Here is a 23,765-nt window from a genome sequence, read left to right on the forward strand (position 1 = left end):
ATACCAATAATTAAATTCATGAAAAAGTTAGAAAACAAAGTTGCCGTAATTACCGGCGCTACCTCAGGCATGGCCCTGGCCACTGCCAAACTATTTGTAGAAGAAGGTGCTTATGTGTTTATCACCGGCCGCCGCCAAAAAGAATTGGACGAAGCTGTAAAAACCATTGGCAGCAATGTAACAGGTGTGCAATGTGATTCTGCAAACCTTGCCGATCTGGACCGATTGTTTGAAACCATTAAGACAGAAAAAGGCCACATTGATATTTTATATGCCAGTGCCGGGTTTGGCGAGTTTGGTAACTCCATAGGTTCTATAACTGAAGAACATTTTGATAAAAACTTTAATGTGAACACAAAAGGAACCTTGTTTACAATACAAAAAGCGTTGCCGTTATTTAAGGACGAAGGTTCCATCATCATGACGGGAACCGCAGTAATTTCAAAAGTGATGGAAGGTATGAGCGTTTATAGTGCAAGCAAGATGGCACTTCGTGTCTTTGCACGCACCTGGTCTGTTGAGTTAAAAAGCAGGCGGATCCGTGTAAACGTGGTTAGTCCCGGACCAATCAATACGGCAATAATAGCGCATGCGCCAAAAGAAACGGTTGATGCGATAGTTGCGGGTGTTCCTTTTGCCAGGCTTGGCCAGCCTGAGGAAATTGCAGCAGCGGTTTTGTTTTTAGCATCAGATGACTCGAAGTTTATTACCGGTGTAGAATTAAATGTTGATGGCGGGATGGCGCTGGTATAAACATGTCGGGGATTATCCATTTATTGATACCAATTTTTATACGATAAAAGAAGCATTCCGAATTTCAAGCCCTTCCCCATTTTGGCTACACCATTCTTCAATTAGGCTACACTTAAAAAATCCGGACGGCCAACCTTTGTACTTCAATTTAAAAACAAAAAAATGAAGACAATTTTCATCACCGGGGCCTCAACAGGCATTGGAAAAGCAACGGCGAAATTATTTGCCGAAAATGGTTGGAAAGTTATTGCAACGATGCGAAAACCCGAAAACGAAACAGAACTAAACCTCGTTGGCAATATTACTTTGTTGCCATTGGATGTTACAAACTTGGATCAAATAAAGGAAGCAGCACAAAAAGCAATTGCGTTAGGGCCTGTTGATGTCGTTTTTAACAATGCAGGTTATGGATTGGCCGGACCGATGGAAGGCATGGCCGACGAACAAATTGTAAGACAACTCGAAACAAATTTGCTTGGCGCAATGCGGGTTACACAAGCTTTTATACCGCATTTCAGGGAAAAACAAAGCGGGCTTTTTATCTCCACTACGTCCATCGGCGGATTGGTTACTTTCCCATTCTTTTCTATTTATCATGCAAGTAAATGGGCTTTAGAAGGCTGGAGTGAAAGTATGTCGTTCGAACTAAGTAAATTTGGGATTGGGATTAAAACAGTTTCACCGGGCAGCACCGAAACTGATTTTATCAGCCGTTCATTGGATTTGGCAAAACATCCTGCTTATGATGAACTGTTGGATAAAACATTTTCAGCTTTTGCCAACAATCCGAATATGGGAACTTTATCCTCTCCCGAACACATCGCTTCAATTGTTTATGAAGCTGCCACAGACGGCAAAGACCAGATAAGATATGTGGCCGGCGATGATGCCAAATACTTATATAACGAACGTTTAAAAGTGGGCAATGAGCAATTTAGAAAAGACATTGACAAGATGTTTTTTGAGAAGTAAATTTATTAAATTTTTAAATTTGGCAGGCAAAATCCAAGGTTAGATTTTGCCTGCCTTAAAACTTTAAAAATGAAGACCGAAAAAAAAGAAGCACCGGTGATTTTCAATTCAATTTCAGAAATGCATTCTTTTTTAGGTTTGCCGAAACCTTTGCATCCTTTGGTCAGCCTTGTTGATTTTGGTGCAATTGAAACAGCCCTGAGAAAACTTCCGCCTTCCTATATATTAAACTTTTACAAAATATCCTATACCCGAAAGTTTCAGGGGAAAATGAAATACGGACAAAATTATTATGATTTTGATGAAGGTGGTATGATCTTTATTTCGCCCAACCAATTGCTTGCATGTTTGGAGGCCAATTCCGATTTTAAAGGATATACTTTACTCCTTCACCCTGATTTTATCAGAAATTATCCGCTGGGAAAAAAGATCCAAGATTACGGTTTCTTTTTATATTCGGTAAACGAAGCATTGCATCTTTCAGAAACCGAATTGCAAACTATTGTTTCTGTTTTTGAAAATATCGAAAAGGAACTTACCACAACAATAGACGATATCAGCCAGGACGTTACGGTTTCTTACATCGAAGTATTGTTAAATTATAGCAACCGTTTTTATAAGCGGCAGTTCATCACCCGTAAGGCAGCAAGCAATGATTTACTGGAACAAATGGAAACGCTTTTAACCAACTATTTCAACAGCAAAGCAGCGTTGATGCAAGGTTTGCCAACGGTTCAAAACCTGGCAGAACAATTGAACGTTTCGCCAAGTTATTTAAGCGATATGCTTCGGTCTTTAACCGGCCAAAACGCACAGCAACACATCCACAACAAGCTGATTGAAAAGGCAAAAGAAATATTATCTACCAGCAACTTAACCGTTGCAGAAGTAGCTTATCAATTGGGGTTTGAGCATCCGCAATCTTTTAACAAAATATTTAAAAGCAAGACAAACTTATCGCCTTTAGAGTTCCGGTCTTCGTTTAATTAACTTCTAAAAATAAATCTTTATTTAGTCAAAGTTTACAATTTAATATTTGAACTATACATTCCAAACCCAATTCTTTAACATTAAAACACTTTAAGTCAATGCTTCTTTTACCCTATAAAAATTGGTGTTTGCATCAATTCAAATTAATTAAAGCATGAACTTATCTGCAGAAAACAAAGTTAAAATTATTACTTATCGTGAAGAGTTTAAGGAAATCTTTAGAAATATAAACTACGAGTGGATTGAAAAATACTTTGAAGTTACCGAACTTGATAAAAAAGCTTTCAACAATCCGCAACAGGAAATTATTGATAAAGGAGGGTTTATTTTTTTGGCCCAATACGAAAATCAAATTGTAGGCTCGGTTGCTTTAGAAAAAATAACCGATCAGCAATATGCACTAACCCGAATGGGAGTTAACCCAGGTTATCAAGAACAAAAAATTGGGCAATCTTTAATAGAAAAAGCCATTGAAAAATCTAAAGAACTTGGTTTGAATAGCATAATTCTTTATACAAATCAAAAATTAATTAATGCACTTAATCTGTACTTTAAAAATGGTTTCAAAGTAGTTCCGCTTGATGATGTTCCTTATATCAGGGCAACAATAAAAATGGAACTAGCATTGTAAATTGAACCAAAAAGTTTGGTAAAACTTTGATCAGATAATTTGAGTTTGAGCCTTAGCTGTCTCCGGATTGTTAATGTAACTTTTTAATGTTTTAAATTTTTCTTTTTCTGAAAATTGTACGATAAAAGAAGCATTGCTGCAATCCATATTTAAAACTATGTAATCGAAAAAATCCAATTCTTTCCATCGTTGCTAAATTTGTTATATTTGATTTTTGCAGATCAGATCAAACATGGAAACTATCTCACTTACCGATTGGTATAAAACAATCGGAACAACGATACCCGAAGAAATCAGTAAGGAGATTGGGCATTTTAACGTTTTCAAAAACAAAGAAGTAGTTGCGCAGTTTAAAACAAAAAAAGTGATGCCTTATAACACAAGGGCGTTTTATAAAATCAGTTTGATCAATGGCAGCAGCACTTCCGAATATGCCGACAAAGTGATTGAAATTAAGAATAACGGCCTGTTGTTTGCCACACCTAAAGTGCCTTACCATTGGACACCAAACAGCGAAAAACAAGGCGGTTACTTCTGTATCTTTACAGACGAATTTTTAATCAGGAACAAAAGCGGCGTTGTGCTGGACGATTTGCCAATTTTTAAACCAGGCGGCTATCCTGTTTTCGAACTTACAGAAGAAGAATCAGCAGCATTGACGGCTATTTTTGTGAAAAAGTGAAATTGGTTATGTAACTCCAATCCAATAATCCAAATTTGCAATCTTGTTTTTTGAACTATGGATTTCTAATCATTAAAAAAACAACACACCAATTTTTACCTGATAAAAGAAGTATAGTACCTTTTCCTAAAAAACGTCCGTTAATTTATTAAAACCAAACAGCTAAACCAAAACTCTAACAAAAGAATGTAAATTTGTCAACAAGGTTATCCAAGCAACATGAAGGCAAAATACATTAACCCGTTTACAGATTTTGGTTTTAAAAAAATTTTTGGCGAAGAAGCCAGCAAACCGCTTTTGCTTGATTTTTTGAATGCACTTTTGCCTCAAACCAATAAAATAGCAGACCTAACTTTTAAAAACACCGAACAATTAGGACAAACAGAATCAGACAGAAAAGCTATTTACGACATTTATTGTGAAAATGAAAACGGTGAAAAGTTTATCGTGGAGCTGCAAAAAGCCAAACAGAATTACTTCAAAGAGAGGACAATTTACTATTCCACTTTTCCTATTCGGGAACAGGCCGAAAAAGGCGAATGGAACTACAACCTCAAAGCAGTTTATTGTGTTGGCATCTTAGATTTTACTTTTGACGATTATGAAAACGAGCCAGAGAAAAGCGAGGTCGTGCACACCATTAAGTTGAAAAACCAAAACGGGCAGGTTTTCTACAATAAGTTGACCTACATTTATTTGGAAATGCCAAATTTCAAAAAGGCGGAAGCCGAATTGGAAACCCGTTTAGACCAATGGCTGTATTTTATCAAGCACTTGGAAGACTTCCAGTCAATACCCACCATTTTTAAAGATGAAGTTTTTATACAAGCCTTTGAAAAAGCAGAACTTGCAAAGTTTAACCAGAACGAATTAGACAGTTATGAAAACAGTTTAAAAACATACCGTGATCTAAAAGGCGTTATTGACACCGCTTTTGACGAAGGCAAGATAGAAGGCAAGTTAGAAGGCAAAATAGAAGGCAAAATAGAAGTTGCAAAAAAGATGAAACTGAAGGGGATTTCACCTAAAGATATATCTGAATTGACGGGCCTTACCGAAAGTGAAATAGAAAAGTTGTAGTTTTAAAAAACATTCCGATAGCCCCTGATTGGTAATCCTGTTTTTAAAGCCCCAATCTGAAATCCGACTATAATCAATACCAATTATTATTCGGTAAAAGAAGCATGGCAGGCTTCCTCCTCTGCACCAAGACTTTCAGAACTTGGTAAAAAAATCCAATTAAAGACAATATCAAAACAGATGGAACCACATTTGCTTCCGGAGAATATTGACTGCCGAAAAAAAATTATAGCTGAAAAAATAATTTTGGTACCATGAAAAATAATTTCAAAAAAGCGAAACCCTTTTAACTAAGCCCACGTAGAAGAAAGCGGTTTTAGAAATTATTTGGTTAATGTTCTGTTTTAGTTCAATCCCTGCTTTGCAAAAGGCAGGGATTTTTTTGTGAAGGCTTGGTTCACCTTCCGCAAAATTTTAGTTACATGCTTCTTTTATCAACTAAAAACTAAGGTTACATAAATCTTTAGCCGAAATTCTGTTACTTTTAGCCATGCGTTTTTTCTTTTGTTTTTTCCTGGTTATTTTTCTGCCGTCGGTTTTATGGGCACAAAACGGCACCATTTCCGGAAAGGTAACCGCGATTGATACCAAAGGCCCGTTGGGCAAAGCCAGTGTTTTTCTCAGCAACGCTACGTTTGGAACCGTTACGGCCGAAGACGGGACTTTTACGCTAACCGGTGTAAAACCTGGTCAGTACAATTTGGTGGTTTCTATTTTGGGTTACGAAACTTATAACCAAAGCATTTTGGTGGGCACAAAACCGCAGCAACTAACCATCGAAATGATGCCCAAACCGATACAAATGCGGGAAGTTGTTATCACCACCAGTGCCAACTGGAAAAAAAACTATGCTTTGTTTATCAGGAATTTTATTGGCACAACAGAAAACGCCAAACTTTGCAAAGTGCTAAACCCGCACGCCGTTTACCTTATTTACCATAAAAAAACGCAAACGCTGGAAGCATCTACGGATGAGTTTTTGGAGGTCGAAAACCGGGCTTTAGGTTATAAAGTCCGTTTTTTGATTAAGGAATTTGAAAGCAGCTCGCTTACCAGCATTATCCGTTATCAAGGGCAGGTGTTGTTTGAAGAACTAAAAGGCAGCGAATCGCAAAAAAAGAAATGGCAGGAAAAACGGCGACTGGCTTATTACGGTTCGAGCATGCACTTTTTCCGCGCCTTGTACCAGCAGCATTTACAGCAGGAAGGTTTCGTGATCCGCCAGTTGCAACGGCGGCCAAACCCAAAACGCCTGCCGGAAGAAATTTTGCAGCAGAAATATGCAAAGTTTAACAAAAGCAACAACCGCGATTCGGTAAACTACTGGAACGAAAAGGCGCAGGAACCGCGGTATATCGAAAACCTGATTAAACAACCTTTGCATGAGGAAGATGTATTGCGGCGCACAGAGCAGCCCGGTTTGTTTGCGCTTACTTTTCCTGATTGTTTGTATGTTGTTTATACCAAAAAAAGCGATCCCAACAATTTGGACAATGTTTACCGTCCGCTTGATTTGGAAAGCAATGCCACCAGCATCATCACTTTATATGCCCAATATGCTTTGTTTGATTTGAATGGTGTAGTGATCTCCCCGCAAAGTACTTTGTACGAAGGCGATTGGGCGAACGACAAGTTGGCCGAACTGCTGCCGGTAGATTATGCCCCCTAAAAGAAGCATGCTATTTCACTTCTGATAACTTGTGATGTATTTTCACTATCTTTAAATCATGATCTGGAAATATAGCAAGTTACCTTTGGCCGTTAAACTATTTGTCTCATTTCTTTTGAATATGGCAGCTGTATATTTGCTGATGCTATTTTGGGATTCCTACTCAAAACATCAGATCCGACCAATAGACCAACAGATATTTAGCGTTGTCAGCGTAGGCTTAATTTTAACGATTCAGCGTAATTGGAATAAAATAAAAGGTTTATTCAAGAAAAATAAAATAACAAGTATGTAGAATTGTTTGGATTCTGCGATCGACTCTTGTAAGTTTTTTTACTGATTGTTAGTAAGAAATTATGACCCATAAAAGAAGCATCTTATTTCACTTCCGTTTCCTCAGTTTCTGCCGGTTTTTTAAAACGGTTTCTGCGCCACGAAACCCGCGCTTTTCGTTCCCGCACATTGCTGATTAGGGTTTTATAATGAACCAAATAAGTAATCAGCAAAGCAATCAAACAACCGCCGATAACGCCTGCTGCCCGCTCAACAGCAACCTGCCAAAAATATTTGCTTGTTTCATGGATGCAAATGATAACAACTGAAGCCAATGCCGAACGTGTGGCGGCCTGCAATTTCAGCAATTCGCAAATTACAACCACAATCATTACGCCCAAACAAATCATAAAAAAAGCCGGCGGATGCAGAAAGAACAGCAGCAAACCAGTGCCCGCCCCTACTAAATTGGCTTTGATGCGCACTTCCGCCAGGTTGATGGCATCTTTTCCTTCGGGAGAAAGCACCAGTAAAATTGAAATCAGGCTCCAGGCACCGCCCTCTGGGAAAGCGCGGTAAATAAAAAACCCGATTGCGGCACCAATCAGGCATTTTAAAATATACAATAAAAAATCAACTTGTTTCTGGTCCATATATTTTGTTAAGCAAATCGAAAACTGAACAACAAAGGTATGCCTTGGTTTAATACAATCGGCGGACACCAATTTTTATGTGATAAAAGAAGCATCTGCCAAACTCAAAATTCTGTTTGCTTCTGGTAATATTCCTGTACCTATATGGCACAAAAAACGTAAATATCATGGTAAAAACTTACCTTTGTGCCAATGATTGCAATTAATGATTTAACTTACGAAATTGGTTCCAGGGCATTGTACGACGAAGCCAACTGGCATATTAAACCAGGCGAAAAAATTGGTTTGATTGGCGCCAACGGAACCGGAAAAACAACTTTGCTGAAGCTGATTGTGGGCGATTTGAAACCTACTTCGGGCACTATTTCCAAATCCAAGGAACTCACCATCGGTTACCTGAACCAGGATTTGCTTTCTTACGCTTCTGATAAAAGTATTTTGCACGTGGCGATGGAAGCTTTTGAGCGGCAAAACCAGTTGCACGATGAAATCGAAGCTTTATTAAAGAAACTGGAAACCGATTATTCGGAAGATGTTTTGCATAAATTGAGCGATAAACAAAGCGAGTTTGAAGCTTTGGACGGTTACAATATCGAGTACAAAGCGCACGAAATTTTGGCTGGTTTGGGTTTTAGCGATGCCGATACCGAACGCAAATTGAGCACTTTTTCGGGCGGTTGGCGGATGCGCGTAATGCTGGCCAAAATCCTGTTGCAAGCGCCCGATATTTTATTGCTGGATGAGCCAACCAACCACTTGGATTTGCCTTCGATCCAATGGCTGGAAGATTATTTAAAAGCTTTTGAAGGCGCAGTGGTGATCGTATCGCACGACAGGTGGTTTTTGGATAAAGTAATCAACAAAACAGTCGAATCCCGCAAAGGAAAATTGACTTCTTATTCAGGCAACTACTCTTTTTATGTTGAAGAAAAAGACTTGAGAGGAGAAATCCAGAAGAACGAGTTTAAAAACCAGCAGGCAAAAATTAAACAGGAAGAACGACTGATCGAGCGTTTCCGCGCCAAAGCTTCTAAAGCAAAAATGGCGCAATCGCGTATCAAAGCTTTAGATAAACTGGAGCGTGTGGAAGATGTGGACGATGATAACCCATCGGTAAATTTCAGTTTTAAGTTTTCCCGTCAGTCTGGCCGCCATGTCATCAATATTGAAAACCTCACCAAAAAATATCCGGCGATTGACATTGTGGAAGGCGCACATGCCGTCATCGAAAAAGGCGATAAAATTGCTTTGATTGGTGCCAACGGCCGCGGTAAATCTACCGTTTTGCGCATTATTGCCGGTGCAGATCAGGATTTTGAAGGCAAAAGCGAAACCGGTTACAACGTTACCCAAACCTTTTTCGCACAGCACCAGTTGGAGGCTTTGCACCTGGACAGCGAGATTTTGCAGGAATTGCAACGCTTCGCCCCAAAACACAACGAAACGGAACTGCGCTCTATTTTGGGTTCGTTTTTGTTTACCGGTGATGATGTTTTCAAAAAAATCAAAGTACTTTCCGGAGGCGAAAAATCACGCGTGGCATTGGCCAAAGCTTTAACTGCCGATGCCAACTTTTTGATTCTGGATGAGCCGACCAACCACTTGGATATTGCTTCGGTCAATATTTTGATCCAGGCTTTGCAGCAATATGAAGGAACGGTGATTGCCGTATCGCACGACCGGTTTTTCCTCGACAATATTGCCAACAAGATTTGGTTTATCGAAGACCAGCAGATCAAAGAATATCCGGGAACGTACGCCGAGTACGAAGTTTGGCAGGCCAAACGGAAATTGGAAGCGAAATCGGCTCCGGCAACACCTCAGCCTAAAAAAGAGGTAAAAAAAGAAACCGTTGCGGTTAAACAGCCAACGGAAGATAAATCCAAACAATTAAAAAAACTGAACCAGGATTTATCCGGAATGGAGCAGAAAATTACGGAGCTGGAAAAAAATGTAAAGCAACTGGAAGCCGAACTGAGCGACGATAAAATTTACAAACAGCAAAACCGTTTGCAGGAAGTGAACAAAAACCTGAAACAAAAACAGCAAGAATTGAAACAACAGCAGGAAAAATGGGAAGCCCTGGCCGACCAGATCCTGGAAATGGAAGAAAGGTAACGATGCTTCTTTTACCGGCATAAAATCAGCAAACAATTTAAGGTCTTGGTATTTTATATTACAGGATTTGTTTCTTAATTTTAAACAGGATAATTAAATTATGGCTTTTTCATTTTTTAACACGGCACCCAAATTATTAAGCGACAGGTTTATCAAATTGGCAAAAGAAGGCCATCTGCCCGATATTATGGAAGCTATTGATGATGAACGTCATAATAAAAAATCGCTTAAAGGAACTTCTAAAAACGGATTGATTACTGTTGAACGCATCGGTTCTTTTCCAAAAAGCAGATGAATTTTGCCCTGCCTACCATCATTTTGTTGTTGATGCTGGTGCCGGGTTTTTTGTTCAGGCGTTTGTATTACAGCGGAGAATTTTCTAAGGAATATTTTAAGCAAAACTTTACCGATTACCTTTTCCCTTCGCTCCTCTTTAGCATTCTGATCCACCTTGTTTGCCAGGGTTTTATCAGGCTGTCGGGCTATAAAATAAGTTTGTGGCCACTGTTCCTCCTGATTGGAAGCAACGGCAGCAGCAGCGAAACCAGTGTTGCTTTCTTACAGATTTATCAAAACATCTATCATATTTTCTTTTACTTTATTTTTACTGCATTGGCCGGTGCAATTTTAGGCTACCTCGGTAAATATGTGGTGCGGAACTTAAAGCTCGACCGTAAATACCAGTTGTTTCGTTATCAAAACGAATGGCATTATGTTTTTACCGGAGAAATCCTGGGTTTTCCAAATATTGGCGGACAGTATGATGTGCAGCCGGAAGTCCAATATGTTGATGCATTGGTAAAAACGGCTGAAGGCAGTGTTTTGTACAGCGGCTACCTCTCGCACTACGTCCTTTCCAGTTCCAACGGAATTGACCAATTGTATTTGAGCGATGTAAAGCGCCGTTATTTGAAAGACGATCATCGGCCCGAAAACGACGATCCTTATTATTACATGCCCGGAGATTTCACCATTATTCCTTACCGCGAGGTAATGAATTTAAATATTACTTATTACCGGATCAATCAAAGTCCGCCGGAAGTATTAGCTGAATAAAAACGCCTATGAAAACAAGTTTAAGTTTTTGGTTGATATGCTTCTTTTACCTGTTAAATTTCAGAAATGTAAAAGCGCAAACCATTTATCAAGACGCTGTTTTCCAACCCAACATCAAATCTGTTGATCTTTTTAACGCGCAGCAGGAAAGCTCTTTCCCGATCATTGGTTTGCGCAGTAACGATGTTTTGCTGTTGAGTTTTGATGATCTGAACGGCGGCTCTAAATCCTACAGTTATACCATCGAACATTGCGATGCCGACTGGAAACCTTCCAACTTGTCGCCTTCCGAATACTTGCAAAGTTTCAACGAAGACCGGATCATGGATTACCGTTATTCATCAAACACTTTGCAAAAATACACCCATTACCAGCTTACATTTCCCAATTACAACATCGCTCCAAAACTTTCGGGAAATTACGTTTTAAAAGTTTATCCCGAAGGAAACCCGCAGCAACCTATTTTAACGCGCCGTTTTTATGTAATTGATAACCGTGCCGGAATTGCCGCTGTCATCGCGCCTTCCAACAATGTGGCCAGCCGGACTTCCAACCAAAAACTCAATTTTAATGTTGATGTAACGCCGTTAAACGTAACCAATCCTTATGCTGAAGTTCGGACTTTGGTTTTACAAAATGGCCGGAACGATGTAAGCCAAATGAACACGCGCCCGCAATTTATCCAAGGCGGATTGCTGCAATACACCGATTTCCAAACCAATGATTTTCCCGGAGGAAATGAATTTCGACGTTTTGATTTGCGCACTTTGCTTTCGGGTGGAGAACACATTGATAAAATTTACCGCGATACGGCAAACACGGTGATGTTGATGAATGATCGTCCGTTGGATCAGCCCAGTTACACTTTTCAATACGATAACGACGGCAACTTTTTCATCCGCAATATCAATGGCCGCGATCCGCGTTTAGATGCCGATTATGCGCACGTTTACTTCAATTTATATTTCACGCCGCCAACGCCAAACAGTACTGTTTTTATCACCGGAAAATTTAACAATTACCGTTTGGATGAAAGCAGCAAAATGGTTTACGATGCTTCGCGCGGCTTTTTTTACAGCAATTTATATTTAAAGCAGGGCATTTATGATTATCATTACGTGCTGAAAAATGGAAACGAGATTGACCAAACCACGATTGACGGCAGCCATTTTGAAACCGAAAACGATTACCAGATTTTGGTGTATTACAAACGCGCAGGCAGCCGTTACGAAGAATTGGTAGGATATCAATTGCTCAATTCGGTTAAAGGAAACAGTTTGCGCTAAACACATCACCAAAAAAAGCACGATAAAAGAAGCATGCTCGAACAATTGGACCTACAAAACCTGTTGATTTTAGACATCGAAACGGCACCGCAATTTCGACACTACGAAGAAGTGCCGGAACATTTGCAGCTTTTGTGGGAACAGAAAACGGCTTACCAGCGCAAAGAAATTTCGGCGGCAGATTTTTACGAACGGGCAGGAATTTGGGCCGAATTCGGAAAGATAATTTGCATTTCTGCCGGTGTTTTTTCGGATGCTGAGGGAAATTCGCTTCGCATTAAATCTTATTGTTGCGATGAAGAAAGTGAATTGCTGGAAAGTTTTGCAACAATGCTTAACCGCCAACCTGTCAACAAAATCCTGTGTGCGCACAACGGCAAAGAGTTTGATTTTCCGTATTTGTGCCGAAGGATGCTGATCCATCAAATCGCCATTCCGCCTCAACTCCAAACTTTCGGCAAAAAACCTTGGGAAGTAAACCATTTGGATACGATGGAATTGTGGAAGTTCGGCGACCATAAAAACTACACTTCGCTGAGTTTGCTGGCTGCTATTTTCAACATTCCAACACCAAAAGACGACATAGACGGCAGCGAAGTTGGCCGCGTTTATTGGGAAGAAAACGACCAGGAACGCATTCGTATTTATTGCCAGAAAGACGTTATCACGGTAGCACAACTCCTCAAACGTTTCCGCGGAGAAGATTTAATTTCCGAAGAAAACATTACTTATATTGATTAGCCAATGAGTTTGAAAGTTGACCGGCTCAATGTAAGTTTCAAAACCGGGGACACCAATTTTTATGCGGTAAAAGAAGTATCCTTTCAATTGGAGCCTGGAAAAGTGCTGGGGATTGTGGGCGAATCCGGTTCCGGAAAATCTGTTACTTCGCTGGCTTTAATGCGTTTGCTGGATGAAGAAAAAGCAAAGGTAACGGGTTCTATTTTACTGAACAACAAAGCATTATTAGAACTATCGGAAGCAGAAATGCGCAGCTTTCGCGGTAACCAAATTGGAATGATTTTCCAGGAACCGATGACTTCCTTAAACCCGGTTTTAACTTGCGGTTACCAGGTTGCCGAAGCGATACAACTGCATTTAAAACTTGGCCGAAAAGAAGCCAAAAGCAAAACAATCGAGCTTTTTGAAGAAGTACAACTGCCGCGGCCGGAAGCTATTTTTGGACTTTATCCGCACCAAATTTCGGGCGGGCAAAAACAGCGCGTGATGATTGCCATGGCGCTAAGTTGCAGCCCGGAAATTTTAATTGCCGATGAACCAACCACAGCTTTGGATGTAACCGTACAAAAATCAATCCTGGAGCTTCTTTTACGCATCAAAAATGAGCGCAACAGCAGTTTGATTTTTATTTCGCATGATCTGGGTGTGATCCGTGAAATTGCCGACGAAGTAATTGTAATGTACAAAGGCAGGATTGTGGAACAGGCTGCAGCTGAAACTATTTTTTCTGATCCGCAGCACCCTTACACTAAAGGACTGCTGGCCTGTCGCCCTTCGCCGCAATTTCGCTTAAAAAAGTTGCCGGTTATCCGCGATTTTTTAAAGACAGGTTTGCATGGCGAAATCCAAACTTTCGGCACAACCATCCACGAAATCCGGCAACGGTATGCTTTGAGCGACGATGAAAAAAAGCAGCGGCAAAAAAAGCTGTACGATCAGGAACCTTTGCTGAAAATCAAAAACCTAAACACTTGGTTTCCGATTAAAAAAGGGTTTCTGCAACGCTCAACCGAAGTGGTAAAAGCGGTAAACAACATCAGCTTTGAAGTTTTTCCGGGAGAAACGCTGGGTTTGGTTGGCGAATCAGGTTGCGGCAAGACAACGCTGGGACGAAGTTTGATCCGTTTGATCGAACCAAATCTGGGCAAAATTATTTTTAAAGGACAAGATATTTTAACGCTTCCGCAAAATGAAATGTGCCGGATGCGGAAAAAAATGCAGTTGATTTTCCAAGATCCTTACTCTTCCCTCAACCCAAAACTCTCGATTGGAAACGCCATTTTAGAACCGATGGAAGTTCATGGATTGTACGCAAATCAGCAACAACGAAAAAAGAAAGTGCTGGAATTGTTGGACCGCGTAAATTTATTGCCCGAACATTTTAACCGTTATCCGCATGAATTTTCCGGTGGACAACGCCAACGCATTGTCATCGCCCGCGCTTTGGCTTTGCAGCCTGAGTTTATCATTTGTGATGAATCGGTTTCGGCTTTGGATGTTTCTGTGCAGGCGCAGGTTTTAAATTTGCTGAAAGAATTGCAGCGCGAATTTAACCTCACTTATATTTTTATTTCGCACGATCTTTCGGTGGTAAAACATTTTGCCGACCGTATGATGGTGATGAACAAAGGCGAAATCATTGAAACTGGCGACCCGCAGGAGATTTACGAACATCCCAAAGAAACTTATACGCAAAAACTGATTGCTTCCATTCCCGGTTCCGGTTTGCCTTACTAAAAATCGTTCAGCCAGGCAAAACACTTTATCAGGCTAAATCCTTGTATCTTTGCAAAGAATATATGGCAACAAAAAATAAAACCAGCCATTCTGTAAAACAAGTGCTTAGCCAATTGGTGCTGCAGGTTTTTGAGAATAATGGCAACCAATCTTATAATTACAAACAGGTTTCGGCAAAATTGAACATTACTGATCCCGAATCCAGGGAAACTATCCTGGAAATTTTGCAGGAAGAGGCCAAAAAACAGGTGCTAAAAGAAGTATCGCGCGGCAACTTCCAACTGGTAGAACTGAAAACTTTTGTGGAAGGCCGGGTAGATTTAACGGCTGACGGTTCGGCTTTTATCGTTACCGATGACGAAGCTGAAACTGATATTTTTGTGGCCCCGCGGAAATTGCGCAACGCTTTGCACGGCGACCGCGTGAAGATTTACGTTTACGGAAAATCCAAAGGCAAGCACAAAGAAGGCGAAGTGATCGAGATTATCCAGCGCGCCAAAATGGAGTTTTCGGGCATTGTCAAACTTTCTGAACGTTTTGCTTTTTTCATCCCCGACGATAGGAAAATGCTGCATGATATTTTTATCCCGATCTCGGAATTGAATGGTGCTAAAAACGGTATCAAAGCGATTGCAGAAATTACCGACTGGCCGCCGGAAGCCAAAAACCCGATTGGCCGCATCAAACAAATTTTGGGAAAACAAGGCGAGAACAATACCGAAATGAACGCGATTTTGGCCGAGTACGGCTTTCCGCTTTCGTTTCCTGCCGAAGTTGAACGGGAAGCAGAAGAGATCAGCGATGAAATTTCGGCAGAAGAAATTGCCAAACGCCGCGATTTTAGGACGACAACCACTTTCACCATTGACCCGGTTGATGCGAAAGATTTTGACGATGCCATCTCTTTTAAATTTTTGGAGAATGGCAATTACGAAATTGGTGTCCACATTGCCGATGTTTCGCATTATGTTTTGCCAAATACGCCTTTAGATGCTGAAGCTTTTGAGCGCGGCACTTCGGTCTATCTGGTTGACCGTGTAATTCCAATGTTGCCCGAAAGGTTATCCAATGGCGTTTGTTCGCTTCGGCCAAAAGAAGACAAGCTGTGTTTTGCGGCCGTTTTTGAAATGGATGCCGATGCACAAATTGTAACCGAATGGTTTGGCAAAACGATCATTCATTCTAACCGGCGTTTTGCTTATGAAGATGTGCAGGAAATCATTGAAGCACAATCAGGAGATTTTGTAAAAGAGATTTTGCTGTTGAACGAACTGGCTTACAAACTACGCGACCGAAAATTTAAAAACGGAGCCATCAGCTTTGAAACGACTGAGGTAAAATTTAAGTTGGACGAGCAAGGCAAACCCTTGGGCGTTTACACCAAAGAACGCAAAGATGCGCACAAACTGATTGAAGATTTTATGCTGCTGGCCAACCGCCGCGTAGCAGAATTTATTGGTAAAAAAGGCAAAGGCAAAAGCAAATACACGTTTGTTTACCGTTCGCATGATTCGCCGAAGGAAGATAACCTACTTTCTTTTGCGCAGTTTGCTTTGCGTTTCGGTTACAAAATCAACACGAACACGGATAAAGAAATTGCAAAATCGCTCAACCATTTAATGGCCGATGTGGAAGGCAAAAAAGAGCAAAACGTGTTAACGCAATTGGCTATCCGCTCGATGGCAAAAGCGGTTTATACAACTAAGAAAACCAGTCATTACGGTTTGGCTTTTGATTTTTATACGCATTTTACTTCGCCCATCCGCCGCTATCCAGATGTGATGGTGCACCGTTTATTGGAACACTATTTGGCTGGCGGAAAACCGGTGGATGCAGAAACTTATGAAAAACTAAGCGTGCATTCTTCGCAAATGGAGAAAAAAGCGGCCGATGCAGAACGTGCTTCGGTGAAATACAAGCAGGCCGAGTATTTGCAAAACCAGATTGGTACTGTTTTTACCGGTATAATTTCGGGTGTTACCGAGTGGGGAATGTATGTGGAGATTGAAGAAAACAAGTGCGAAGGGATGATCCGGCTACGCGACATTACCGACGATTTTTATACATTGGACGAAAAGAATTACGCTATTATCGGTCAGCGGAAAAAGAAAATTTATCAGTTGGGCGACGAGGTAAAAATCAAGGTAAAAAGCGTTGACCTTACCAAAAAGCAAATTGATTTTTCACTCGTCCAGGAATAACGCCTTCAGAAAATTTTATGTATTCAATACAGCAGCTACAAAATATTATTGTTCAGGCCATCGAAGGCAAAAAATATCCTGAAGAACCGGCAGAACTCTACGAGCCGATGCAGTACATGATGAACTTGGGCGGAAAACGTTTGCGTCCTGCCCTGCTTTTGATGGGCTGCGATGCTTTTGGCGGCGATATTTACCAGGCCATCAATCCGGCAATTGCTATTGAAGTGTTCCATAATTTTACGTTGATGCACGACGATATTATGGACAATGCGCCAATCCGCAGAGGGAAAACGACGGTCCATGAAAAGTGGAATTCGAGCGTTGGTATTCTTTCCGGCGATGCAATGCTGGTGGAAGGCTACAAGCTGATGATGCAGGTAAATGAAAAAGTGCTGCGCCCGGTTTTAGAAATCTTTAACCATACGGCCATTGCCGTTTGCGAAGGCCAGCAGTTAGACATGAATTTTGAGCAATTGCCAGTTGTTAAAATTGATGCTTATATCAACATGATTCGTTTAAAAACTGCGGTTGTTTTGGGCGGCGCTTTAAAAATCGGTGCTTTGATTGCCGGTGCCACGCCAACCGAAGCCAATTTAACTTATGCTTTTGGCGAAGATTTAGGCATTGCTTTCCAATTGCAGGACGATATTTTGGATGTTTATGGCAATCCCGAAAAATTCGGAAAGCAAGTTGGCGGCGATATTTTATCCAACAAAAAAACGTATTTGTTAATCAAAGCTTTGGAAACTGCGGATGCAACGCAATTTGCAGAACTCAATTCCTGGTTGCAGCTTACCAATTTTGATGCGGTAAAAAAAGTATCGGCTGTTAAAAAGCTGTTTGACCAAATGGAGATCCGCGAAAAAGCAGAACAGGAAATGAACCGCTACGCCCAACGCGCTCTGCAAAGTTTAAAGGATTTGCCGTTGGATGAAGCACAAAAATCGCAATTGTATGAGTTTGCGGATATGTTGCTGGTAAGGGAGAATTAACAAGTTTTATTGATAACGTAAGCTTTATGTTTCTTAAATTTTGAAAGCTTTTCACGAAAAGCTGGTAAAAATGATATTAGTTCTTCTGCTTTGCTTGTATAAGAATTGAAAACGACAATTGTTAGAGGATACTTATCCAGGTTCTGTTGATACTGGAGGTTTTTATCAATGGTTAGCAAAATATCGAAATTGCTTGATACACATAAGCTCATCAATTTGCCATTTTTAATACCGCTCCATTGCATTTCTCTTACCGTAAAAACTTCAAACCCATTTAAATGTGGTTTTAAATGTTTGGTTACACATTCATCAAGTAAAATTTTCATGCTAAATTATTTGTTGATAACTCAATTAACTTGAGCGACATTTCCAAAACTTTCGTTACTTGCTCCCGTTGTACACCTTCAAAGTCATCCAAAAAATAATCAATAGATTCGCCGGATTCCAAGTAATCAAACAAATTTTTAATTGGAACTCGTGTTCCGAAAAAAACTGGTGTTCCTCCTAAAATTTCAGGATCAATGTTGATGACGTGGTTTTCCATAATTTACAAGTTTGTTGATATTTTAGTGTTATAGTTTTAATAACCAAATATAATTATATTTTAAAGAAGGTGGTTTATACCAAATTCACCAATTTTTATACGGTAAAAGAAGTATCGGTAGTTTTAGAAACTTGTTCAACTCCAAGTAGGTTATTTTACAAGTAAAGCTTTGTTATCAACTACAAATTGATCAAACGATATAGGCTGCCTGCCGGTTATTTTTTCTATACAATTTGAAATTGGTGGTCCTTTGCGAAACCGTTGAAAGTAGTGGAGCATAATCATAACCAGAATAAACATAGTTGGAACTTTTTCCCTTCGTTTTGTTATATAAAACTTTAATAAATTTGGTGATTGATATTGGATTTTCGTTCCCAACTTGGCAGTAAATTTGTTTGCCATTTCTTCAAAAGTAAGCTTTTCGTCACTGGTCAAATCGTATGATTTATTAACATGGTTTTTAGTAGCTGCAATTATTGTTGCTGCTGCCATGCCAATATCTCGCACATCTATCAGTGTAAACTTTGCATTTCCGGCTGGCAAAAATATTGTTCTTTTGTTTACCAAATCATTTCGCAAAACAGTTGTAAAGTTTTGCATAAAATAAGCCGGTCGCAAAAAGGTATAAGCAATATTGCTTTTTGCAATCAATTTCTCAATTCTATAATGTGGAATTATTTTATTGTTCTTCACACCTTGGACAGATAAAAACAGGATATGCTCAACTCTTTCTGCTTTTGCCAATGTAATAAAAGATTTGAAATGTTTTTCTACTTTAGAAATTTGAGGCGGCATTAACAAAAACAAAATATTACAATTTTGCAAGGCACTTTTATAAGTTGTGCTATCGGTAAAATCAAATTGTACAGCGCTAATAGGATAAGCTGCCAATTTTTTTTGATTTTCTTCCACGTTCCGTAAACCGGCAAAAACTTGAATTGTATGGTTAAGTTTACTTAAACATTTGATTACCTCAATGCCTACATTACCGGTTGCGCCTGTTATCAAAACCTTTTTCATCACAAAAAAATATGTTTATATAAACGATGTTGGTATTGCCTTTTACGTTTAAAATATTACCCGATAAAAACAGTATTAACCTACATGGTCAATGCTTTATTGTGGCAAAATGTTTATCGAAATGTTATTGTTTGTTGTGGGCAAAACAACCAGAATTTTAATTCTGAACCTATTTCCAATCAAAACAAACAATGATTTTTATGTGGTAAAAGAAGCATAGGAAAATTTTGCATCAACATCATTACAATAACAAATTTGAAAAATATCAACATAAAATTTTAAGTTTGAAAAATACTGAAAGCCGAGACCAAATAAACCATAGAAAAGGTTTAGTAATCAATTTCTTTCTTCTATTAGATTATTAAATTAATGAGAAATATTGCAGTTATTTTAGCTGGCGGAACAGGGGCCCGCCTAAACCTGGAGTTGCCCAAACAGTTTTTTAAAGTGGCGGGGAAAACCGTTTTAGAACATACTTTGGATATTTTTCAAAAGCATAAAAAAATAGATGAAATAGCGGTAGTTGGCCATCCTGATTTTATCGGAATGATCGAAGACAGCGTGAACAAAAACGCCTACACCAAGGTTAAAAAAATTTTGTTTGGCGGCAACGAAAGGTATTTGTCAACCTGGAGTGCCATCAATGCCTACGAAGATTGCAATGATTGTCATCTTATTTTTCATGATGCTGTCCGGCCGCTTGTTTCAGATCGGATTATTGATGAAGTGATCCAGGCTTTGGAGGGAGGTTATCGGGCAGTAGACGTTGCGGTCCCTGCGGTGGATACGATCATCCAGGTAACATCAGCAGACAGTGAAATTGAAACCATACCCGACCGCAGCAAACTGATGCGGGGCCAAACCCCGCAAGCTTTTACTTTACAATTGATAAAAAAAGCTTACCAAAGTGCTTTTAAAGATCCAAACTTTAAATCTACCGATGATTGCGGCGTTGTTAAAAAATATCTTCCTGCCGAACCAATTTTTGTAGTTAAGGGAGAAGAAGCCAACATGAAACTAACTTATAAAGAAGACACTTACTTGTTAGACCGGTTGTTTCAGTTAAAAGCTTCTGTTTTTACAAATTGGGCCGTAACAGATTTTACAGGTTTGAAAGACAAGGTGCTGGTGGTTTTTGGAGGAAGTTATGGAATTGGAAAAAGCATTGTTGATATTGCCGCTGCCAATAACGCCATTGTATATCCATTTTCCAGAAGTTGCGGCAATGTGGATATCTGTTCCAGGACAAGTGTTGCACAAGCTTTAAAAAATGTATATCAGCAGGAAGGCAAGATTGATTTTGTAATCAATACGGCTGCCGTTTTGAAAAAAGAACCTTTGATGAACATGGATTATGAACAGATTTTGGAGGCTGTGCATACCAATTATTTAGGGACAGTTCATGTAGCCCTTGAGAGTTTTAGCTATTTGAAAGAAAGCCAGGGCCATCTCCTGTTTTTTACTTCGAGTTCATATACCCGAGGACGCGCCTATTACAGCCTTTATTCTTCTTCAAAAGCTGCTGTGGTAAATTTTGTCCAGGCTATTTCGCAAGAGTGGGACGGTTTTAAAATCAAGGTAAATTGTATCAACCCGGAGCGTACCCACACGCCGATGAGGATCAAGAACTTTGGCAACGAAAATATAAACACGCTTTTATCTGCAGACCATGTTGCAAATGCTTCGATAGCTGCTATTTTGTCTGAACATTCCGGCCAGGTAATTGATGTTAAATTGTCGGCGTTTTAAAAGCCTGTTCAACTATTTGCCATGCTTCTTTTACCACCTAAAAATCATTGCCTTTTTTATGGTTTCTATTTCGGTAAATATCCTGCACAAAATTTATGGGCATAAAAGAAGCATTGCTGTTTTTCTTGTAAAAAATTTAATAAAAGACCATAACAAAACAATTTCCGATGCAATTAAAAAATCTACTTTATATAATTAGCTGTGTTCAAATTTAAAGCCCGTTTATTGTTTTTTTATAAAGTACTGCGTAATTATAGTTTATACCTGCTGTCTTTTTTGATGCCGCGCGATAAAAAAAAGTGGGTGTTTGCCAATTATATTGTAGATGCTTTTAACGACAACCCTAAATACTTGTTTATTTATGTAAACCAACATTGCCCTGATATCAAGGCTATCTATATCACCCCTGACCCGGGCATCTATTTTCAATTAAAGAAACTTGGCTTAAAGGTTTATAAAAAGAAAAGCTTTGCAGGAGTTTGGCATTGCCTTACCGCAAAAGTTTACTTTTACAATGCCTACCCGGCCGATATAAATTATTACACCAGCGGCGGTGCCGTCCTGATAAATCTATGGCATGGCGTAGGTTTAAAAAAAATTGAGTTTAACATAGAGCGGGGAAAGCTTACTGATCTTTACAAAAGAAAAAAGTTTTTTTATCGGCTTACGATGCCCTGGTTGTACAAAAGGCCAAGCTGGTTTGTTTCTTCTACTCAATTTCAATCTATCCCGTTTTCTACGGCCTTTCGTATCCCGCTTCAAAAATGCCTTGATTTCGGTTACCCGCGAAACGATATTTTATTGGCTACCGAAGATGAGCGGCTGCGTTTTATCCAGAAATACGAACGGGAGGAAACATTACAGTTGCTCGGGTTGATGAAAAACTACGACAAGGTGTATATTTATATGCCTACCTGGCGCGATTCGATTGATTTTCTCCAAGATACCGGGATTGATTTTGCTGTTTTAAACGATATTTTGCTTGCCAACCATGCATTGCTGATCCTTAAACTGCATATCAACACGCCGCATATCCAAGAGATAACCGCTTTATCAAACCTTGTTCTTCTGCATGGCAATATTGATGTATATGGGATTTTGCCATACACCCATACATTGATTACAGACTATTCTTCTATCCTTTATGATTACATCATCATGCCGGGAAAAGAAGTGGTACTTTACCTTTTTGATTATGACCAGTACGTTGATACCCGTGATTTTAATTATCCGTTTATGGAAAATGTGGCCGGTGCTATTGTAAAGGATAACCAGGGTTTTTACAAAATTTTTGATAAAGAAATGAAGGCTGAAAGTATCAATGAGATCAGTACAATTCGAGATAAGTTTTGGGGAAATTATAACGGTGATGCATCCAAAAAAATAGTCGGCTTTGTGTATTCAGAATTGAAAATCAGAAAGCATTAAGTTTGGTTTTTAAACTGTAAAGCCTGTACAAAATTTATTGAATACAATTTGAATGCTTCTTTTATCACCTAAAATTTGGTGAAGGGTTGATTTATTGATTTGATCTAAGCACAAATTTTTATAGGGTAAAAGAAGCATTGGTAGTTTAGCATAAATCTAAACAAGCCCTTTATTTTTTAAATTTGGATTGATTTCCGGATTTCTATTGATCAATCTGTTTCAAAACAAATTAGATATTCAAACAAAAAGCCCGAACCAGATTTTTTCTGGTTTGGGCTTTTTAAATTTTACAGTAAGAAATTAAGCCGGAACAGCTTCTCCTTCGCCTTCTGTGGCAGTTTCAGTTTCTGTAGAAGCAATGGCTTCGTCAACCAAATTGCCTTCCGGTGTTACTACCGTTGGGTGTGCATCTACGGTTTCGTTTAGTGCAATCGGTTCTGGTGTTACTTGTTGAGCAACATCTGCAGTTTCAAAAGGGATAACCGAAACGTAAGAACGGTTGTCTGCTTTCTTTTTGAACATTACGTAACCATCAACCAAAGCAAACAAAGTATGGTCTTTGCCGATGCCTACATTTTTGTCGGGGTTGTGCGGTGTGCCGCGCTGGCGTACAATAATGTTGCCTGCAATGGCCGGTTGGCCGCCAAATATTTTAATGCCTAAACGTTTGCTATGCGATTCGCGTCCGTTTCTTGAACTGCCCGCGCCTTTTTTGTGTGCCATTTTGTTTTAATTTTTTGTGGGACAAAGTTCAGCCCCGAATTTAAAAATCAATTATAAAGTGATCCCGGTGATCTCGATTTTTGTGAATTGCTGGCGGTGGCCGTTTTTCTTTTTGTAGCCTTTGCGGCGTTTCTTTTTGAAAACGATCACCTTATCACCTTTTAAATGAGACACGATTTTAGCCGAAACACGTGCATTTTCCAAACCACTTCCGATTGAAAAATTTCCTTCGTTTTCTGCCAACAATACCTGGTCAAATTCAATACTAGCGCCTTCTTCTCCTTGCAAACGGTGCACAAAAAGCTTCTGGTCTTTAGCAACTTTAAATTGCTGTCCGGCTATACTTACTATTGCGTACATTGTTAAATAATATTTTTTAAATGAGGCGCAAATATAGCATCTTTTCCCATTAATAAAAACAGTATTGCCATCTATTTTGTGCGGTCTTCGGCATCGGCCAAACGCTG

At 39.5% G+C, this 23,765-nt stretch carries 23 protein-coding genes; 17 read left to right on the forward strand and 6 right to left on the reverse strand.

Translation table 11 applies throughout. The features are described from left to right. Positions 1–18: 18 nt before the first annotated feature. The 7 genes from Q0192_RS05600 (at position 19) to Q0192_RS05630 (ending at position 6,777) form a co-directional block, all read left to right on the forward strand. Positions 19–753 (forward strand): SDR family oxidoreductase, encoded by a 735-nt coding sequence (locus Q0192_RS05600; protein ID WP_299287358.1) that lies wholly within the window; start codon positions 19–21, stop codon positions 751–753. 162 nt (positions 754–915) lie between these two features. Continuing rightward, a complete protein-coding gene (locus Q0192_RS05605; RefSeq protein WP_299287361.1) occupies positions 916–1,725 on the forward strand; it encodes an SDR family oxidoreductase in 810 nt (269 codons plus the stop codon). Between the two features lie 69 nt (positions 1,726–1,794). Further along, positions 1,795–2,715: a response regulator transcription factor gene (locus Q0192_RS05610; protein WP_299287366.1), complete on the forward strand. Its 921-nt coding sequence runs from the start codon at positions 1,795–1,797 to the stop codon at positions 2,713–2,715. A gap of 154 nt (positions 2,716–2,869) precedes the next feature. After that, positions 2,870–3,346 (forward strand): GNAT family N-acetyltransferase, encoded by a 477-nt coding sequence (locus tag Q0192_RS05615; protein ID WP_299287369.1) that lies wholly within the window; start codon positions 2,870–2,872, stop codon positions 3,344–3,346. Positions 3,347–3,578: 232 nt separating this feature from the next. Continuing rightward, complete coding sequence (locus Q0192_RS05620) at positions 3,579–4,028, forward strand: hypothetical protein (RefSeq protein ID WP_299287372.1); 450 nt, start codon at positions 3,579–3,581, stop codon at positions 4,026–4,028. 219 nt (positions 4,029–4,247) lie between these two features. Continuing rightward, a complete protein-coding gene (locus Q0192_RS05625; protein ID WP_299287375.1) occupies positions 4,248–5,108 on the forward strand; it encodes an Rpn family recombination-promoting nuclease/putative transposase in 861 nt (286 codons plus the stop codon). A gap of 490 nt (positions 5,109–5,598) precedes the next feature. Then, positions 5,599–6,777, forward strand: coding sequence for a carboxypeptidase-like regulatory domain-containing protein (locus Q0192_RS05630; protein WP_299287378.1), 1,179 nt, complete (start codon positions 5,599–5,601; stop codon positions 6,775–6,777). A 377-nt stretch (positions 6,778–7,154) separates the two neighbouring features. On the opposite strand, the gene Q0192_RS05635 is transcribed toward Q0192_RS05630, so the two are convergent. Next, positions 7,155–7,703, reverse strand: a complete 549-nt coding sequence (locus tag Q0192_RS05635; RefSeq protein WP_299287381.1) for an FUSC family protein — start codon at positions 7,701–7,703, stop codon at positions 7,155–7,157. A gap of 192 nt (positions 7,704–7,895) precedes the next feature. On the opposite strand from Q0192_RS05635, the gene Q0192_RS05640 reads away from it, so the two are divergent. From Q0192_RS05640 to Q0192_RS05675, 8 genes are all read left to right on the forward strand, one after another. Beyond that, a complete protein-coding gene (locus Q0192_RS05640; RefSeq protein WP_299287384.1) occupies positions 7,896–9,821 on the forward strand; it encodes an ABC-F family ATP-binding cassette domain-containing protein in 1,926 nt (641 codons plus the stop codon). Positions 9,822–9,921: 100 nt separating this feature from the next. Beyond that, positions 9,922–10,116 carry a hypothetical protein gene (locus Q0192_RS05645; RefSeq protein WP_299287387.1) on the forward strand — a complete coding sequence of 65 codons (195 nt, stop codon included), beginning with the start codon at positions 9,922–9,924 and terminating at the stop codon, positions 10,114–10,116. Then, a complete protein-coding gene (locus Q0192_RS05650; protein WP_299287390.1) occupies positions 10,113–10,877 on the forward strand; it encodes a hypothetical protein in 765 nt (254 codons plus the stop codon). Before Q0192_RS05645 ends, Q0192_RS05650 begins: the two co-directional genes overlap by 4 nt. A gap of 8 nt (positions 10,878–10,885) precedes the next feature. After that, positions 10,886–12,163 carry a DUF5103 domain-containing protein gene (locus tag Q0192_RS05655; RefSeq protein WP_299287393.1) on the forward strand — a complete coding sequence of 426 codons (1,278 nt, stop codon included), beginning with the start codon at positions 10,886–10,888 and terminating at the stop codon, positions 12,161–12,163. A 33-nt stretch (positions 12,164–12,196) separates the two neighbouring features. Next, a complete protein-coding gene (locus tag Q0192_RS05660; RefSeq protein WP_299287396.1) occupies positions 12,197–12,904 on the forward strand; it encodes a 3'-5' exonuclease in 708 nt (235 codons plus the stop codon). 3 nt (positions 12,905–12,907) lie between these two features. Then, the gene (locus tag Q0192_RS05665; RefSeq protein ID WP_299287399.1) at positions 12,908–14,641 is read left to right on the forward strand and encodes an ABC transporter ATP-binding protein; all 1,734 of its coding nucleotides are present in this window, start codon (positions 12,908–12,910) and stop codon (positions 14,639–14,641) included. Between the two features lie 62 nt (positions 14,642–14,703). Continuing rightward, positions 14,704–16,842 (forward strand): ribonuclease R, encoded by a 2,139-nt coding sequence (rnr, locus tag Q0192_RS05670; RefSeq protein WP_299287402.1) that lies wholly within the window; start codon positions 14,704–14,706, stop codon positions 16,840–16,842. A 17-nt stretch (positions 16,843–16,859) separates the two neighbouring features. Beyond that, a complete protein-coding gene (locus tag Q0192_RS05675) occupies positions 16,860–17,834 on the forward strand; it encodes a polyprenyl synthetase family protein (protein WP_299287405.1) in 975 nt (324 codons plus the stop codon). Here the strand turns inward: Q0192_RS05675 and Q0192_RS05680 are convergent. The 3 genes from Q0192_RS05680 to Q0192_RS05690 all read right to left on the reverse strand — a co-directional run bounded on the left by Q0192_RS05680 (position 17,831) and on the right by Q0192_RS05690 (position 19,398). Then, on the reverse strand, positions 17,831–18,160 hold the full coding sequence (locus Q0192_RS05680; RefSeq protein WP_299287408.1) for a DUF5615 family PIN-like protein: 330 nt from the start codon (positions 18,158–18,160) through the stop codon (positions 17,831–17,833). The two genes, Q0192_RS05675 and Q0192_RS05680, sit on opposite strands and share 4 nt — an antisense overlap. Next, positions 18,157–18,378 carry a DUF433 domain-containing protein gene (locus tag Q0192_RS05685; RefSeq protein ID WP_299287411.1) on the reverse strand — a complete coding sequence of 74 codons (222 nt, stop codon included), beginning with the start codon at positions 18,376–18,378 and terminating at the stop codon, positions 18,157–18,159. Before Q0192_RS05685 ends, Q0192_RS05680 begins: the two co-directional genes overlap by 4 nt. 150 nt (positions 18,379–18,528) lie before the next feature. Continuing rightward, complete coding sequence (locus tag Q0192_RS05690; protein WP_299287414.1) at positions 18,529–19,398, reverse strand: NmrA family NAD(P)-binding protein; 870 nt, start codon at positions 19,396–19,398, stop codon at positions 18,529–18,531. A gap of 369 nt (positions 19,399–19,767) precedes the next feature. Here Q0192_RS05690 and Q0192_RS05695 point away from each other — a divergent pair, with 369 nt between their 5' ends. Further along, positions 19,768–21,147, forward strand: a complete 1,380-nt coding sequence (locus Q0192_RS05695) for a bifunctional cytidylyltransferase/SDR family oxidoreductase (RefSeq protein ID WP_299287417.1) — start codon at positions 19,768–19,770, stop codon at positions 21,145–21,147. A 201-nt stretch (positions 21,148–21,348) separates the two neighbouring features. Beyond that, a complete protein-coding gene (locus Q0192_RS05700; protein WP_299287420.1) occupies positions 21,349–22,575 on the forward strand; it encodes a CDP-glycerol glycerophosphotransferase family protein in 1,227 nt (408 codons plus the stop codon). A gap of 300 nt (positions 22,576–22,875) precedes the next feature. Here the strand turns inward: Q0192_RS05700 and rpmA are convergent, their stop codons facing one another. Beyond that, complete coding sequence (rpmA, locus tag Q0192_RS05705; protein WP_299287423.1) at positions 22,876–23,298, reverse strand: 50S ribosomal protein L27; 423 nt, start codon at positions 23,296–23,298, stop codon at positions 22,876–22,878. A gap of 51 nt (positions 23,299–23,349) precedes the next feature. Then, on the reverse strand, positions 23,350–23,658 hold the full coding sequence (rplU, locus tag Q0192_RS05710; RefSeq protein ID WP_174288451.1) for a 50S ribosomal protein L21: 309 nt from the start codon (positions 23,656–23,658) through the stop codon (positions 23,350–23,352). Between the last annotated feature and the right edge of the window lie 107 nt (positions 23,659–23,765).

It is taken from the genome of uncultured Mucilaginibacter sp., assembly GCF_937859865.1.
Taxonomy (GTDB): Bacteria; Bacteroidota; Bacteroidia; order Sphingobacteriales; family Sphingobacteriaceae; genus Mucilaginibacter_A.